The organism is Chryseobacterium sp. SIMBA_029 (assembly GCF_046535275.1).
In the GTDB taxonomy this organism is placed as follows: domain Bacteria; phylum Bacteroidota; class Bacteroidia; order Flavobacteriales; family Weeksellaceae; genus Chryseobacterium.
The window spans coordinates 157,539-174,352 of record NZ_JAWRXA010000012.1 but is presented as its reverse complement, the minus strand read 5'-3'; the positions used below and the strand labels follow the sequence as shown (position 1 = coordinate 174,352).

The window sequence follows — 16,814 nt, the reverse complement described above, 5'->3', positions numbered from 1 at the left end:
TAAGCCTGCCAGCGCCGATGGTACTGCGAAAGCGGGAGAGTAGGACGCCGCCAGTTTTTATTAAAAGTCTCATACATATATTTGTATGAGACTTTTTTTTGTACCATAACTCAAAATAATTCAATACTTCAAGCATTATCATTACTCCAATCATTATATTAATACACCAATACCCCAAAACTAATGGAACAATGTAATAGTATAGATATAGCAATCAAATCAATTGTGTCAATCAAACTACTTTCATTATACATTAATCATCCAGGAGTAAAAAGATTTAAGGAATAGGAATACTTAAGCTCCCAACGCGAACCTCAAGTTCATAGGCTCCCATATTCTATCCCGCGTAGGAAATATTCAATAGGGGCGGGCTTTAGCCCGGCCTCTCAATGAATTAATGATAAATCAATACATAAATATCTAGGCTTTAGCCGAAAGATATAGATAGAAATATTGCTATTCCTGTTGAGAGATATAGGTAAGATTAAATTGCACTTATCGTAAAAACTACGTTACTGTGATAGGTCGTTGCCGGAATAGTAACGGATACCCCTGATAATTCCAACTGTATTGGAATATTATTATAAGCTCCAAGCGCGAGAACTGCACTGATCCGGAATAGTTCAATATCCGTTTGCGTAAGTGTTATGTAGGTAGTACCCCCAGTTATACTGCATAATACACAAACTGTAGTCCCATTTCCTGTTCTTCTTGCGGATAAAATCAGAGAACTATTCCATGTAGGATTAGGTTGATAATGTACAGAAACCTTGGCATTACCGAGCAGTAATGGGACACTTGCCGCCAATAAGACCTGATTGGCAGCACTTTGGTAGGTTCCCGTATAATTAGTACCTGCTTCAGTAATAGCAGTAATAGGGACAGTCCAGGCTGTGCCAGTAACTGTTAAGGTTTGTGCTTTCACATAATAGCTGCATAGAAGAAGTAATAAAATAGATAGATATTTTGTGAAAAAAAGGTTTTCAGAAAAATGGCGGGTAGACTTCATAATATTTTAATTTACTCTGTGATTGTATAAGTGATAACAACCGGAGTGCTGGTACGGGCTGATAGGTTGGCATATGTGTTTGTCACAAGACTAATAGTAAGTTGGTGGCCGTTATTGGTTCCATTTCCTGTGAATGCTCCGCCAATTCCACTGATAATTGTAGCTGCAGTAGCGGTAAGAGTAACTAGTCCTGAAGAAGTTCCCAAAGTACCACCACCCGATCCGGAAGCAGCAGCGGCCTGTACTCTTATACTGACCCCCGGAATAACCGGGTTGATGGAAGCTGTAATTCTTCGGGTAAGCCCTGCAGGAGCAATAGCAGACGAATAATTAATCCATTTGGTCGTATTAACAGCAGGATTTACTATTGCTACTCCGGCTTCTGTAGGAGCAACAAAGTTCAATATAATATTTCCGGTGGGTTCTATATCCATTAATGTTACAACAGGCAGCGTTATAGAAACGGCACTACTTCCGGTAGTTTGTGAAAATAGTGTACCCGATAGAAGCAGGGAAAATATATATACTATGATATTTAGATCTCTCATTTTTTCTTTTTTATTTCATTATATCCTACTTTTATGGATTCCTGCTGGTACTTAACTTCCGTTTGCTGTTTCACTATATTAATGGTAATATCTTTTGTTTCCGAAGGATTTAATGTAAAACTAAAAGTATCCATAGAGATCTTATACCGTTTATCCAGACCGTTTCTGTATAATTTTACATTCCAGTTTCCCGGGCGCAGATAGGTGAAATCAAATTTTTCTCCTATAAAACCTACCTTTCTGTAGATTTGTTCTCCGTTAGAAGCTTCAATAATAATACTTTCTCTTTTCTTTTTTTCCTTTTTAAATTGATATTGAGCAAAGCTCAGTTGATTATTTTCTGCAGGCTCATTAAACTGAATAAACCCCTGGATTTTTGAAGCCGTAGTTAATCCAAAATTGAAAATGTTCTCTTTATTGTTCAAAGGGATTTGTGTCGGTAATGATATATCAGCAATATCATTAATTTCGGTTGTGGAGCGATCTATTTCTAGCAAATAATCTCCGGGAGTTATATTTTTAAATATATAATCACCATTTTTATCTGTAATGGAAAGATGACTTCCCATCATTAGCCTTATCCCTTCTATTTTTTTTGCACCCATATTGCGGATGTTTCCTGATAAAGTAGTGTATTCTGCAATTTTCTGCACCGGAACATTTAAGCGCAATGTATAACGCAATGAAAATATAAAATCCTTATTTCCCAATTCTCCTCTCTGTAGGGCATAACGTCCTGAAACATCAATCTCATGACCCTGAACAATCTGTTGATGAAAAAGGATTTCAAAAAGATTCCGGTCATTATAATATTCTTCCGGAAGATAATTATTCTGGTAAAAAATGCTTAAATAGTTTCTATCAGTAAATCTGCTTAGAATGCGCGCTCCATAGTAAATTTGCTTCTCATTCTGCATTTGATACCTTGAGGTTATGGCATAGCTTCCATATAAATTAAAAGAGGTTTTAAATTTTTCAAAAGCAACATTGGCAGTATAAAAACTTGAATTCCCTGTAAATCCGGACAGATAATTATCCGTTTTACCCCATTGGCTCTGCAGGTTCAGTTGAAAAAGTCCTATTTGCTGGTCGATAGTCAGTCTGACAAATCTTTCATAATAATCAAATTGTCTTGGTTCCAGACGGTCTTGATATTTTTGATATCCGTTGTAAAGCATCACCGATCCTTTTTTCGCATACCTGTAATTGATGCCGTATTGAAGATACTGTCTGTAAGGAGCCGCTAAATACAAAGTATCTCTTTGAAAATTTCTTGCGTCCTGTACATAATTAGCAAATAAATTGAGGCGCTTTGAGATTTTATATTGAAGATTTCCATTAAATGTACTTGTATTAGTAAAGTAGCCTGCGAATTGAGGGCTCGATCTCATATACATTATATTCCCATTGAATTTTTCAAAGCTTCCCAGAACCTGCATCATATAGGCGCTGCCTTCAGTTCTGTCTGTTTTACTGTAAGCTATTTCACCCGATACATCAAGATTTTTGTTTAGTTTAAATTTTCCTGTTGCGTACGGAAGATGAGCATTAGAGTCCAATTTTAGACCATTAAGACTAAAGCTGGGATCTTCAGTTCGCGGGATTTTATATAAATAACCTGCCGTAATTTCAGATTCTTTATTCAGTTTAAATGTCGAATAAATATTAAATTCATCTTTGATATCCCGGAAAAATCTGGGATGATTATAAAAACTGCCTATGCTGAATTTTTTAAAGTTATACCGAAACTCTGCACCTCTTCCGTACCTGGCAAATTCTGTCAGATAGGACGAAGTATATGTTTTATCGCCCAGATGAACGAAAAAATTTTCTCTTCTGTAATTGATAAAATATTCTTCATACTGAGTAAAAGAGTTAAACTCTACAGGATTTTTCGTTACGGCATGAAATTCAAGCTGCCCTTTGTTGTCTTTGTCGAGACTTCCTTTACCATAAATCTCTCCCTGAAAGCCATCATGATACATTCCTCTGTTTTGCATTCCGATAAAAGATAAAGAGGCTGAAACCGGCAACCGGTGATAAATATCCTCTTCGATAGGTTTAGTAGAAATAATCTGGGTGCTGGAATATACCGTTTGATTTTCTTTTGGATGATCAGTAGAAGAAACGGATAGGCTGAGATTCTGATATTCATTTTTTCCTAAATCAGCATTCGTATTCTTACTAACGGTCACTATTTTTGTTTCTCCAGGTAGCAGAAGTAAAGATGAACCGTTATCAACAACTGCATTTTTACTTTCCAGTAAAAGATTCTCGGTTACATTTCCGCTGTTTTTTATCAGGAAGGAAGATTTGATCGTTTCTCCGGCTTTTACAAATTCCGGAGCATTAATTGCCATTACAGATAATTTTCTGTTCCCAGCAACTACTATTGGTAAAGATTGAAGAAGTGGGTTTCCATTATTTTTTTCTGTTCCGTGTAGGGTAATCGTATAATTACCCTGTGGACATTCTGTTGCAATGCGTAAAGGAACAATATAGAGTGAATTCTGGCCTGCCGGAACCAGATATTCACTTTTTGTAATAATAGGCTGTATATACTGCCCGGATGTTTCTACACGAATATCATAGATCTTGTTTTCAGAGGTTTTATTTTCTATCGTAAAGGAAATAGAAGTAGCCGTTCCTGGCAGTAGACTATCTTTTTTGCTGACAAATTCTTTAGGTTGTTGAGAAAAAATAAGTACCGGGAATAATAGAATGATAAAATATAGAATCCAGTTTTTAATCATTTTTTACTTCTAGTTCCACATTGAGGGCGAATGCATTTTCGTCTTCGTCGGTTGCTATAATCACAGCATTATATTGATCAGGGGGGATGGTGTTGATGTCAATATAGTATGATTTAGATGTTTTAGGGAGTAATCCCATGGCCTGACTGGAAAATGTTCCCATTTTTTGCCCTGTTTTACGATTATAGATTTCAATTACTGCGGTAGGCTTACAATAAATATCTCCTTTATTGGCTATGGCTATTTTTACAGTCTTTCTACCCTCTTCTTTTTCGATTTTTACACTCTCAAACTTAAGGTCGGGTTTTACTTTATCAGCATCGTAATCTGTAATTACCTGAATGGCATATCGGATAATAGAAGTTATATTAACCCCTTGTTTACTGTCACTGGGCTTTACATCCTCTATGGGTTCAACGATAATCACACTCCAGTAACTGCCTGCATTGGCAACAGTATTGGGAATGGTAATTTCATAATAGACCTCGGTTTTTTCTTTAGCCTTTAAAGTAATGAAATTGGTGTTGAGCCGGATCCAATCTGTATTTGTTTTTTCGTTCGTATGCGGGCTTGTATAACTAATGGTTCCATCCGACTGATAGGTGAAATCCTGTAAGAATATTTTCACATTTTGCGGCTTGTTATCCGTATTTTCTATTGCAATTTTACCCTTATAGACCTGTCCGTTTTCTACTTTATAGTTATGAGTAAGTCCATTGAGAATCACAATGCTTGCCTGTAAAAAGGTAAAAGGGATTAGGAATGATACCAATAAGAGAATGCGCTTTATCATTTTCAATGAAAAGTTTAGGTTAATATAGAGCAATAGAAAACTAAGAAGAAACCTGATAATCGATTTCTTCTTACTTATAAGATGAAAAATTCAGAATTAGTTATCTGAAATTGTGTACGTCACTGTTGCAACAGTAGTCGTAGACGCTTGTAGATCAGCATAGGCAGCGACACCACCAGGGCCACTTCCTGCAGCAAGTGCATACGTAAGATTATGTCCGTTATTGGCTCCATTCCCTGTGTAAGCACTTCCTATTCCGGAAACAATAGTCTGATCGACAGCACTCAATGTTAGCTGTGCAGAAGGGGTACCCAATGTTCCACCTCCAGCTCCTGTAGCTGCTGCTGCGGTTACATGGATGTCGATGCCGGGAATAATTGCATTCAGTTTTACAGATACATTACGGGTAGGATCGGCAACAGATTTAATGGAAGAATAATTCAGCCAAAGAGTAGTATTACTGGCGCTTGGTAGAATAGGCAAACCAGCTTCTGTAGGAGCTGTAAAGCCCAATGTGATATTTTTAGTAGCAGCCGGTTCAATGTCTACCAATGCAACTTCCGGAATCGTGATTGCGATGGTATGGTTGTCCGTATTGGTATCCTGTGCGTTCATACCAGCAGAGACGGCCAGAGCTATTAAAGATAATGATAGAGGAAATTTGAAATTTTTCATGGGACTAATGGTGTTAATAGTTTTATAAAGTGAAGTTAATAAAAATTCAATAATATGAGGGATTTAAATATAATTTTTTCATATTACAATTTAATTATTTTCACAATTTTAATAATATGTGTTTGAATAATCTATATTATGCAGAAAATCAATATGTTTTTATGATTGAGATCATATGAATACCAAATAAACCTTACATATAACGGTGTAAGGTTTAAATTTTAAAAATTATTCTGTGTTTATGCACTATCCGGGTTAAAATAGGGATATTTTTCTTCCTGATTTTTCATGAAAAATTTTCAGATATTTTCTCTGAAATGTATTTTTAAGTCGTAACAGCCCCTATTTTAATACATGATAAAGCCATTTTTTTGTTCCAGATTGATGTGAAAAGTGTTCTTCCGGGTGTTTTTATTGCATATTTTTGTAAAAAGGAAGATGTTAAAGGATATAAGATTTCAGTTTAAGCGAATATGATTTCGATGTAATACCATCTTAGAATCTACTTAGGATTCCCCAATGGATTTTGATATCATTGAATTTAAAGGGATTTCCAAATTCATTACCATTCGATAACTGAAAGCTCATCAAACCAAGGGGAATAAAGAAATTGAAACCGAGCCCCACGCTATAGAGTTTAGGTTTTACATTGAGCGATTTATTATTCAGCTGTCCATATTGCCCGAAGAAATCAAAAAAGGCCTGATTGCCGATCAGGTAACGGTACTCCAAACCACCATAGTAATAAAAATCGCCGGCGAGAGAGTTTTCATTGAATCCCCGCATGGAGTTCCAGCCTCCGAAACGATACAATTCATTCGCAGAAAACTCAATTTTGGAATCCATCATGGCTCCCTCCGCTTTAATATTGAGGAAATGGTTCCCCGAAATATGATAATTATGCTCCCCAAAGAAGTAAAACTGGTTTTGATTTGCTTTAATATTATCCTTGGTATAGGTCGTGGTCAGGAAGTCATACCCTGCACTGATTTTGGTCTTATAAAGGAAAAGATCTATGTCAGTAGGTTCAGTCATTTCAAACCAAAGTCCGATCCCCTTTTTGTTGTAATCTTTCCCCTGAACATATAGTGTATCAATAATACTCGAGGTTTCAAAAGTTCCTCTCAGACCGATTTTATTTCGGTTATTGATATGATAGTAGAGAGCCGGAAGCATCTTTACATTGGCAAAAGTTGAATCCTGACGGTAAATATTGACTTTCATATTCAGACCTACATTAGATTTAAAAAGATACGGGATATCCGTCTGAAGATCAAAAGTCTGTCCTTTATCCGGATTTCGCTGCCAGTATAAATTGATGGCTTCAAAACCGTTGAACATATTCCTGAAATTAACATTCAGGGTGCCATTTAAGGTGAATTTTTCTGTTTTGTCATTCCCAAATCCGATCACCCCATCAAAAGTATTCGTCTTTTTCTTTTCCATGAAAAGATAGATCTGGGTAGAATCTTTAGTGAATAACGTCTGTGGCTGCCGTTCTAACGTGACGAAAGGATGAGTCTGGAATGTTTTATTGATCGCGATAAGATTCTTATCATCGTACGTTTTTCCTTTGAATTCTTTTTCAAGGTTTTTCATGAATCTTTTGGGAATTCTTTCGTAGCCTTTTACCACAAAACCATTAATGGTCCGTTTATCATTTTTATTGATGTCCAGTTCTACAATGGGATAACCATTTTTCTGGCCTTTAAACTTAGACTTGATCCTGCTGAAAGAATAGCCTTCATCAATATATCTTTTGTTAATGCTCTTTTTCGTAGAATCTAAACTTTTAGTAAAAAAGTCTTTCTGAATTTTTAATTTCTGAACAATAGAATCGGAAAGTTCAACGTACGTTTCATTGTAATTTTTTCCTTTGTTGTAGAAAATTTCAGTCGTATCTCCTTTTTTCTTTACATCCTTAAGCTCTGTGAAGAAGTAATTGCTTTGTGCAAGAGAATCTAAAAATTTCACAGCAGAAGTAGAATCTTTTACCTTTTTTGTGATTTTAGTTTCGGTGTCAATAAGGAAATAATGCTTCTTCTGCGCTTTAAAAAAAGGGCAGAAACAAAGTAATAATATGAAATATAAGCGAATCAAATAGAGGTATTAAAGGTTATTTGCTTTTATGTTCTGTTCCAGCCTCATCGATATAAAACTCTGCTCCATCACGCTCTACTATCATCATTCCGTTTGAAAAGGTATTTAAAACTTTATCGTATGTTTTGTCGTTAATATATTTTTGATGCGTTACATTATATATCTTTATCTTTCTATTTTTGTCTGAAACTTTAACAAAGCTTCCACTCATAGAAGCTATAGAAAAAGGAGAATAGCTTTCAATAAGAAATTTTCCATCTCGTAAGTAATATCTATCAGGCAGGGGTTTCAAATTGGTTCCTACAAAATATAATTCATATTTTCCGGGAGTAGTCGTCTCATAAACATGTCCTTCTATAAAATCATTAACAAGTGGAACAATGATTTTTCCGGTATTGTCAATAATACCGCTTTTTTCATTATTTTTAACTAGAAATAGGAGTAACCCATTTTTAAACACTTCTATTTTTTGATATTTATTCCGAATATCTTGGGGAATTTGATTGATGACCTCAAGATTTTTATCTTCAATTTCTTTACGCTCTTTTCTATAATCATCATCAGAAAATTCATAAATAGAAGCTCCAATTGATGTTGATAGATCTTCTAATTTTGCACAGCTTATTTCAGTATTATCCTCTAAAATGCATTTAGACTTTTTTTCAAGCTTTACAGTTGCCGCCATTACTTTTTTGTACTTTTTTTGCAGAGGATCATAAACATTATACTCAGCAAAAGGGTTGGCAAAATCATACTGAGGAGCAATGATGAATTTTTGTTTATTATCTGCAAAGCCCCATTTATCTCCTTTTTTTACTGGGAAAAGAGTTGCTTTTTGGGCTAAAACAAGACAAGATGCAAACAATAATAAATATTTTATCATGATATAATTGTATTAAACTTAAATCACTTCAAATTATTATATTTCTTCATTAAATTCTCATATGTTCCCTGAGGAAGAATCCATTTCAATGGAACTCCAATTTTCTGCCCGAATTTACCAAAATAATAATGGGCTTTCCATTTGTTCTTACCCAAAAGATTTTCAACATATTCAGCAACTTCCAGAGGTTCAGTTCCATCACCTACATGAGAATTCATCAATGTATACACTTTGTCGAAAATATTTTTATACGGTTCAGAAACTTTGGTTTTTACCCTATTTTCTGCAATATTGGTTTTAATATCTCCTAAATGCAGTGAGCATACATCAATATTCCAAGGATACACTTCATATCGCATGGCTTCAGTCACCTTATCCAATGCAGATTTTGAAGCAGAATAAAATCCTCTGAAAGGAAGACCCATTTCGCTTCCGATACTGGAAACATTGATGATTTTTCCAAATCTATTTTCACGCATTTTCGGAAGTACAGCACTCATCATCTGAACTGCTCCAACCAGGTTCAGGTTGAATAATTTTAAAATATCTTCCTTCGTAGAATCTTCCACAGAGCCAACCATTCCCATTCCGGCATTGTTGATCAGGACATCAATTCTAGTTTCTGTTTTCAGTACTTCTGCAATAGCATTTTGAACCGCCACGTTATCAGTAACGTCGGTTGGTATAGAGGTGAAATACTGACTTTCCGTATGCTTTCTGCTTAATCCGTATACTTTATGACCTTTTTTACCGAAATATTCGGCCAACACAAAACCGATTCCTGAGGATGTTCCTGTGATGATTATAGTTTTTGACATTAGTAATTAAAATATTTATCTGAATTAGGAATTTTGAACTGGTTTTTGCCAACTCTAAAATCATTCATTTTTATTAAGGGGTTAAATGTATGGATAAATTCTTTGTGTACATCTTTTGGAATCTTTCTATCCTCATCTGCATCACAGTCAGAATACTTTTCATCAATGATTACCTTTCCTGTTGAAAAATTGACTTCATTCAAAAAATTAAATTCACAGGTGTCATCAAATGTATTGAGGGCACCAATGAGGTAGAAATCCCCATTTTGAAATCTGAAGGTATATTTGCTTGTAGCAGTATGCCTGGAATTTGTGAAGAGTGATTGCGAAATAACAAGACAGTTATTTTTTATGTTCACTTCGAGCTCATTGCTTTCCGGATAAAAACCGATTTCACTTGCATCGAGCAGAGATGAATTTTCTTTCCAGATTTTAAGCTTTCCATTGATTTTTTTTAGAATATAAAATTTTCTTTGATACCCTTCATTCTCAATTTTTTCACCGATATTAGATACAATTACAGTTTCGTTGATTCCGTCTTTATCTAGATCTCCTTCTGTTTCCAGGACTTTTGTATAGTTTTTAGGAACTGAAAAATCTGTCAATTCCTGAGCGTGAAGAATTGAAATCAATGAAATGAATACAAAAGAAATTAGTTTTTTCATGTAAGCATTATTGAAATTATTGCCCAAAATCTTCTTTCTTTACGTCTGTATCTTCAAGCCTACATAAGCAGCCTTTGAAAGTTTTATACATTCCTGTAATGTCGGTTTCTTTTCCTTTACTGTCCGTTACAGTGATACCTGTAGAAAATGAATCATCTTCCGCAGAGTAAGTTCTGAAGAGTAAATAGGTATAGTTATTATTTGTAAATGACAGATAATTGAGGTCCATTCCTGCGTTTTGTTTTCCGCCGCCTCTATGGTAAGAACTGTATGTAAACTGCTTCCAGCTTTCTTTAGTCCTATCTTTTGGAAATTCCATTTCAACAGTATTTTTGTTTCCAAATCGATACTGAATATATTGGTTCTGCTTATCTTTTACTAAAGACATTTTTTTTCCGTTTTTAGTTTCAAATGAATAGATAACTTCTTCATTAGGCAATAAATATTGCGCCCAAAATGAAACAGGAATAAGAAAAGATAAAAAGATTAAATACTTTTTCATGTAATTGTTACCTCTTCAATTATCTGATTAATATAGTCTCGAGATCCTTCCAGAACATCGGATAAGATTTTTCTACCACATCTTCCTCTTCAATGTTGAGTTCTTGAATTAAACAAAACGGTGCAAAACTCATTGCCATTCTGTGATCCTGGTATGTTTTAATAGAAATATTTTCTTGCGGCTCGTTGAAGCTGATCGATTTGATCGTTAGATCTGTAATTTCAGTTTCAGTTCCTAATTTTTTCAACTCAATATGCAAAGCTGAAAGTCGGTCGGTTTCTTTTACCTTTAATGTTCCCAGTCCTGAAATATCAAATGGGATTTTCAGTGCCGCCGCAGTTACACAAAGCGTTTGTGCGATATCAGGACAATTATTCATATCCAGAACAATTTTTTCAGGAAATATAAAATTAGGATCTGGTTGTAGCGTAATTTTATGTTCATCTTCCGAGAAAATCGTTGTAATCCCGAAGAACTTTTCATAAATCTCTGCAATTGCAGAATCTCCTTGAGTTGATTCTTTATAAAAACTTTTCAAGTGAATTGTTTCTCTTCCTAACGCACAAATAGAGTAGAAGTAAGAAGCAGAGCTCCAGTCGCTTTCCACTTCATAACTTACGGTTGATGATTCATTGTTTTCATTGAATGGTTCCACTTTAATCGTGTTTCCTTCAAAGCTGTTTTTAATACCGAATTTTGTTAAAATATCCAGCGTCATTTCAATGTAAGACCTTGAAGTAACCTCGCCTACAAGATTAATTTTTAATCCATTTTCTAATTTTCCTGCGATCAGCAAAAGGGAAGTAATGAACTGGCTTGAAATGTTAGCGGGAACATTGACTTGAGTCGTGGTAATTTTCTTTCCTGTGATTTTTAAAGGCGGAAACCCTTCATTTTCCATATACTCAATTTCTACGCCTAAATCTTGTAGCGCGCTTACCAAATTCTTGATAGGCCTCTCTTTCATCCTTTTTGAACCGGTAAGGATGGTGGTTTTACCCTCAGCTATAGAATAATAAGAGGTAAGAAAACGCATAGCTGTTCCTGCGTGGTGTATATCTACAATCTCCGTAGTTTCAGACAATGCCTTCTTTAGTAATTGGGTATCCTGAGAATTAGATAAATTCCCGATTTTTATATTGTTGAACAGACTTTCCAAAATCAACAAACGATTCGAAATACTTTTCGAACCGCTGATCTGTACTGTTGTATTGCCTATTAATTTTGATTTTTCTAGCTTCATTGTTTCTTCAGATTTCAGATTGTGGACCTCAGATTTCAGATAGTAAAGTCTAGTATCTGAAATCTGATTCCGGTATCTTATTTTAATTTTTCATTATTCTGATGGCGGTCTTTATCGCGGTCAGTTTTTATCTTCATTTTTTTATCGAAAGCTTCCTGTAGGTTCACTCCGGTCTGGTTGGCCAGACATAATGTTACAAATAATACATCCGCTAATTCTTCTCCCAAGTCTTTACTTTTATCACTTTCCTTTTCACTCTGCTCACCATATCTTCTGGCAATAATTCTTGCCACTTCACCCACTTCTTCAGTAAGCATTGCCATATTGGTGAGTTCATTAAAATAGCGGACACCGATGGTTTTGATCCATTCGTCAACCTGTTGCTGTAGTTGGGTTATTTCCATTATTGATAGGCTCCTAAGGTAGGGTTAGATGTTCTGGATACATTCACAATGTCAAAAGGAACCGTTCCTGCGGTTGCAACATTTCCTTTACCTCTGGCTGGGGAAGCCGTTTTTACTCTTAAATTCTGTTTTGCCGTAAAATAATTAACGAATTGAGGATCCTGATTCTTAATGCTTTGTACCACATTAACATTGCTGTCAAAAGGGAAACCTGCTTCCGAGGTACTGGAATATTTTAATAAAGAGTTTTGAATCAGGAATTCAAACTGCTGTCCTGGCGTTTGCTCAAAATTCACCGCATTATCCCTGTCGGAATAGACAATAGAGTTTTTGATGCTAAGGTTCTGCAGTGCTCCCTGTTCGGTTTGTCCGGCATCATTCTTCCACTCGTTGGTAGCGAAGATACCCATTCTGTTGAATGAGCCCAGCGTTTTAGAATAATTGGCAATCGTAGCATGGGTATAATTATGATTACCTCCTCTGAAAATTCCGATGCAGGATTCTCCACAGTTGTTCATCACTAAATTCTTGGCATTAACGGTAGAACCCACTGCGTAGATTCCATATTCTTGGAAAGTATGGATAAATGAATTACTGATCGTAGCATTCGTCTGTCTCATATCCAATCCTCTTGTCCCTCCAAAAAGCCTTGCATAAGCCATGTTAAGAATAGAACCCGTTTCCATTCTGATAGAATTCCAGTTTTTTGGAATCGTATCATAGTAGGGATCGTTCCTGTCACCACGGAGAATTACTTCATGATTCAGGGCTCCATTGATGTTCAGGGTTGCTCCGGAGGAAACCTTCATTCCACTGTTTTTGTGGAAATATACTTTGGTTCCCTGCTGGATATCGAGCATAATATTCGGATTTATGGTAAGATCACCATAGATGATTTTTGCTTTAGTATTATCCCAGACCGTATTACTGGCAATCACATTGGGGTTACTGGATGATTTGATGAAAAATTCGGCATCCTGAACGACGGAGAATAACGTCACGTGCTGTTGTCCTGCCGGGCTGGTGAACAGTACTTTATCTTCAGCAATTGCTTCAGGGCCTGTAGCTTCAGGGGCAATTTCAACGAAAATATAAAGGCTGTCTTTTTTTCTTAACGGAACATCTTTGAAGTCAATCCCAGCTTTTCCATCTACATTGATTTTATAAAGAGAAGCCGCACCTTTTTCGAGATTAATTCTTGGAATCAAAATATCTTTGTCCTCATTATTGTATACTTTTACCACGTAAGTTTCAGAGCGTACCTGATGATATACAGTGTCACAGAATACGGTGTCTTTTGAAAAACGCAGTTGCTGTGAAGGGGCATCAAAGGTGATATCGTCTTTATTACATGATACTGCCGCAAGAAGCATCCAAAAAGAAAGAGCCAGTAATAATTTGAATTTCATCGAAATTAAAGTTTAATATAGATTCCAAATTTAACGAAAATACTTTGAATTTCTTATCAAGAAAAAAAATATTGGACCTAGAGTTTGGAATTTAAAAAAAATATTGTATTTTTGCACCCTAAAATTAGCAGAGAAATATCCATTACTATTTCGAAAGCAAAACTTTAATTTTTTTAACAATTGTATTATGAAAAACGGAATCCACCCAGAAAATTATAGACTTGTTGTTTTCAAAGATATGAGTAACGACGAGGTGTTTCTTTGCAAATCTACTGCAGAAACAAAAGACACTATCCAATATGAAGGACAAGAGTATCCTTTGATTAAAATGGAAATCTCTTCTACTTCTCACCCTTTCTACACTGGTAAAGTGAAGTTGGTTGACACTGCAGGTAGAGTTGATAAGTTCATGAACAAATACAAAAAATTCGCTAAGTAATTTTTTGTATTTAGAAAATATAGAAGTCTTCCAAATTATTGGGAGACTTTTTTATTGTATTTTTGTTTTAGAGAACGGACTTATAACCAGAATATATACGTCCATTACCTGATATCTAATATTTAAATAGCTAAAAAAATATGCAGTTAGTATTTTCGGATGCGCAATATTGGGAAGATTTTCTTCCGCTTACTTTTACCCGTCCTGTTGCAGCCATGCGGTGCGGAATTCTTACTTTCGCTGAGAGATGGGAGAAAATTTTAGAGAGTACAGAAGTTTCTTATTTTACTGAGCATTATCTGCAGGCAAAATTTAAAGAACCGGAAGCAAAGGAAAGCCTTTTCCTGGTAACTAATTTCTTACCTACTGAAACCATCATTCAGCAAATAAAAGATCTGAAATTGGGGGAAGCACTAGTCTATGAAGACGAACTGATTGCTGCAAAAATTAATATGAAAGGTTTTTCACTCAACCAGATTGAGAAAATGACCGATATTAAAGAAGAACTTGTCTTTTTTAAGAAACCAACCGATCTATTTACCCATAATCATAAAGCGATTGATTTCGATTTTGAATTGCTTACCAAAGGAAGAGTTTCTCAGGAATTATCTTCAACCAATGGCTTCCTTGGAGATAAAAAAGACCTGTTTATTGAAGAAGGTGCCCAGATCGAGTTTTCAACGCTCAATGCAAAAACCGGGAAAATATATATTGGTAAAAATGCAGAGGTGATGGAAGGATGTAATCTACGAGGTCCTATTGCCCTTTGTGAAGACTCTAAATTCAATTTAGGAGCAAAAATTTATGGAGCTACTACAATCGGTCCTCATTGTAAAGTGGGAGGTGAGGTAAGCAATATTATTATTTTTGGATACTCTAATAAAGGGCATGACGGTTTTGTTGGGAATTCGGTGATCGGCGAATGGTGTAACCTGGGTGCAGATACCAATTCTTCCAATCTGAAAAATAATTACGCCAATGTGAAGCTCTGGAGCTATAGAACCAAAGCTTTTGAAGATACCGGATTACAATTTACCGGGCTCATTATGGGAGATCATTCTAAAACAGCAATCAATACTCAATTAAATACGGGCACTATCATTGGGGTGGCCTCTAATATTTTTAAAGAAGGATTCCCTCCTAACCTTGTGGAAAATTTTTCCTGGGGTGGATTTAAAGGAGATGAGAGATTTAAACTGGATAAAGCCTATGAAGTGGCAGAAAAGGTAATGGCGAGAAGAAAAGTGCCGTTAACAGATCATGACAAGACGGTTTTAAAATATATTTTTGATACGTATTAATCCCATATACAAAGGAAACTTCAAATTATTTGAAGTTTTTTTACTTTAAGATGTAATAGAATTAAAATTTTAATTGTCTTACTAATAGAAACAAAGCTCATGACCCAGGAAACCTTTAAGGATACGGTATTTATTCTCAAAAACGAGATGTGTCGTTTTGCGAAAAGATTTGTCATGAGTAGTGATGAAGCAGAAGATGTAGTGCAGGATCTGATGGTGAAGTTCTGGCAGAAGAAGGATGAACTCGAGAAGTTTGGAAATTTAAAATCCTATGCTTTGAAATCTGTCCGGAACGAATGCCTGAACCGGCTGAAACATCACGATGTCAGGCAGGGGTTTGCAGATATGCAGCTGCACAGATCGGAACTCTACAGCATGGAGGTCAATAATCTGAAGGAGCATATCGTAGGATTTATTAACCAGCTCCCCGAAAAACAAAAAATGGTAATCCATTTGAAAGATGTAGAAGAGTACGAAGTGTCTGAAATTTCTGAAATGCTGGAAATGGAAGAAAATGCAGTAAGAGTAAATCTTATGCGGGCAAGACAAAAAGTAAAAGAACAAATCTCACAACTGATGAATTATGAACAAAGATCAATTTCAAGATAAATACGACGAGATCTTCCAGGAGATAAAGGAAGAGAAAATGGACTGGAGCTTTGAAGATTTTCTTCAAAAGGTAGAAAGTGAAGAATCTCAACATCAGGAAACTCCTATTATCCCGCTTCAAAAGAAAAAAACATCTTCTCAGAAATGGGTTTGGATGGCTGCAGGTCTGATTATGCTTTTCAGTATAGGTTTTATCTTTAATACAACTCAGAATGCTGATACTGGAGGTAAAGAGAAACTGGTGAAAGATGAAGTTTTGAGACAAAAATCAAGCTTTATTGAAGAAAACAATGATCATCAGGAGCAGGTAGCAATCAATCATACCGATTCTATTCCGGAAGCTAAAAAAGATTCCATCTTTCAGGAAAACACGGTTGCTGATAAAGATGTTCTGGATGGAATCCTGCCGAAAAGAGGAAGACTGAAAAAAGAAGCGAAACCGAGATTTGTAAATAATACTTCTTTTAAAAATAATAAAGCTTCAGATTCTACAGGCTACAAAAGTTCTTATGTCATTGTAAATGGTAAAAGAATAGACAATGTAGAAGAAGCCATCAATGTGACTAAATACTCATTCCAAATATTTGCAAATAACGTTAGTGAAAAATTAGTACAGACTAAAGTGGTAGACGACGATTATTAACTAAAAAATTGATGATGACC

17 protein-coding genes are annotated in these 16,814 nt (G+C 35.5%); 4 read left to right on the top strand and 13 right to left on the bottom strand.

Going from position 1 to position 16,814, the window contains the following annotated elements; genetic code table 11:
- Positions 1–484: 484 nt before the first annotated feature.
- From SB679_RS20370 to SB679_RS20310, 13 genes are all read right to left on the bottom strand, one after another.
- Positions 485–1,009 carry a hypothetical protein gene (locus SB679_RS20370; protein ID WP_410704145.1) on the bottom strand — a complete coding sequence of 175 codons (525 nt, stop codon included), beginning with the start codon at positions 1,007–1,009 and terminating at the stop codon, positions 485–487.
- Between the two features lie 11 nt (positions 1,010–1,020).
- Positions 1,021–1,557 (bottom strand): hypothetical protein, encoded by a 537-nt coding sequence (locus tag SB679_RS20365; protein ID WP_410704144.1) that lies wholly within the window; start codon positions 1,555–1,557, stop codon positions 1,021–1,023.
- Positions 1,554–4,310: a hypothetical protein gene (locus SB679_RS20360; protein ID WP_410704143.1), complete on the bottom strand. Its 2,757-nt coding sequence runs from the start codon at positions 4,308–4,310 to the stop codon at positions 1,554–1,556. The genes SB679_RS20365 and SB679_RS20360 overlap by 4 nt, the downstream gene beginning before the upstream one ends.
- Positions 4,303–5,103: a WxL protein host-binding domain-containing protein gene (locus SB679_RS20355; protein ID WP_410704142.1), complete on the bottom strand. Its 801-nt coding sequence runs from the start codon at positions 5,101–5,103 to the stop codon at positions 4,303–4,305. Before SB679_RS20355 ends, SB679_RS20360 begins: the two co-directional genes overlap by 8 nt.
- 96 nt (positions 5,104–5,199) lie before the next feature.
- Positions 5,200–5,778 (bottom strand): hypothetical protein, encoded by a 579-nt coding sequence (locus SB679_RS20350; protein ID WP_410704141.1) that lies wholly within the window; start codon positions 5,776–5,778, stop codon positions 5,200–5,202.
- 495 nt (positions 5,779–6,273) lie between these two features.
- On the bottom strand, positions 6,274–7,878 hold the full coding sequence (locus tag SB679_RS20345; protein WP_410704140.1) for a hypothetical protein: 1,605 nt from the start codon (positions 7,876–7,878) through the stop codon (positions 6,274–6,276).
- Between the two features lie 16 nt (positions 7,879–7,894).
- Positions 7,895–8,761: a WG repeat-containing protein gene (locus SB679_RS20340; RefSeq protein ID WP_410704139.1), complete on the bottom strand. Its 867-nt coding sequence runs from the start codon at positions 8,759–8,761 to the stop codon at positions 7,895–7,897.
- Positions 8,762–8,784: 23 nt separating this feature from the next.
- Positions 8,785–9,579: an SDR family oxidoreductase gene (locus SB679_RS20335; protein WP_410704138.1), complete on the bottom strand. Its 795-nt coding sequence runs from the start codon at positions 9,577–9,579 to the stop codon at positions 8,785–8,787.
- Positions 9,579–10,244 (bottom strand): hypothetical protein, encoded by a 666-nt coding sequence (locus SB679_RS20330; protein ID WP_410704137.1) that lies wholly within the window; start codon positions 10,242–10,244, stop codon positions 9,579–9,581. Before SB679_RS20330 ends, SB679_RS20335 begins: the two co-directional genes overlap by 1 nt.
- A 16-nt stretch (positions 10,245–10,260) precedes the next feature.
- The gene (locus SB679_RS20325) at positions 10,261–10,746 is read right to left on the bottom strand and encodes a hypothetical protein (RefSeq protein WP_410704136.1); all 486 of its coding nucleotides are present in this window, start codon (positions 10,744–10,746) and stop codon (positions 10,261–10,263) included.
- A 19-nt stretch (positions 10,747–10,765) separates the two neighbouring features.
- Positions 10,766–11,989 (bottom strand): 3-phosphoshikimate 1-carboxyvinyltransferase, encoded by a 1,224-nt coding sequence (locus SB679_RS20320; RefSeq protein ID WP_410704135.1) that lies wholly within the window; start codon positions 11,987–11,989, stop codon positions 10,766–10,768.
- A 77-nt stretch (positions 11,990–12,066) separates the two neighbouring features.
- Positions 12,067–12,393, bottom strand: a complete 327-nt coding sequence (locus tag SB679_RS20315; protein ID WP_040997695.1) for a nucleotide pyrophosphohydrolase — start codon at positions 12,391–12,393, stop codon at positions 12,067–12,069.
- On the bottom strand, positions 12,393–13,802 hold the full coding sequence (locus SB679_RS20310; RefSeq protein WP_410704134.1) for a hypothetical protein: 1,410 nt from the start codon (positions 13,800–13,802) through the stop codon (positions 12,393–12,395). Before SB679_RS20310 ends, SB679_RS20315 begins: the two co-directional genes overlap by 1 nt.
- A gap of 187 nt (positions 13,803–13,989) precedes the next feature.
- On the opposite strand from SB679_RS20310, the gene SB679_RS20305 reads away from it, so the two are divergent.
- The 4 genes from SB679_RS20305 (at position 13,990) to SB679_RS20290 (ending at position 16,794) form a co-directional block, all read left to right on the top strand.
- Complete coding sequence (locus SB679_RS20305; RefSeq protein WP_034715439.1) at positions 13,990–14,241, top strand: type B 50S ribosomal protein L31; 252 nt, start codon at positions 13,990–13,992, stop codon at positions 14,239–14,241.
- A 140-nt stretch (positions 14,242–14,381) separates the two neighbouring features.
- On the top strand, positions 14,382–15,542 hold the full coding sequence (locus SB679_RS20300) for a GlmU family protein (RefSeq protein WP_410704133.1): 1,161 nt from the start codon (positions 14,382–14,384) through the stop codon (positions 15,540–15,542).
- A gap of 99 nt (positions 15,543–15,641) precedes the next feature.
- Entirely contained in the window at positions 15,642–16,151 is a 510-nt protein-coding gene (locus SB679_RS20295; RefSeq protein WP_034715443.1) for an RNA polymerase sigma factor, read from the top strand.
- On the top strand, positions 16,126–16,794 hold the full coding sequence (locus SB679_RS20290) for a hypothetical protein (protein WP_410704132.1): 669 nt from the start codon (positions 16,126–16,128) through the stop codon (positions 16,792–16,794). The genes SB679_RS20295 and SB679_RS20290 overlap by 26 nt, the downstream gene beginning before the upstream one ends.
- The last annotated feature ends 20 nt before the right edge of the window (positions 16,795–16,814 follow it).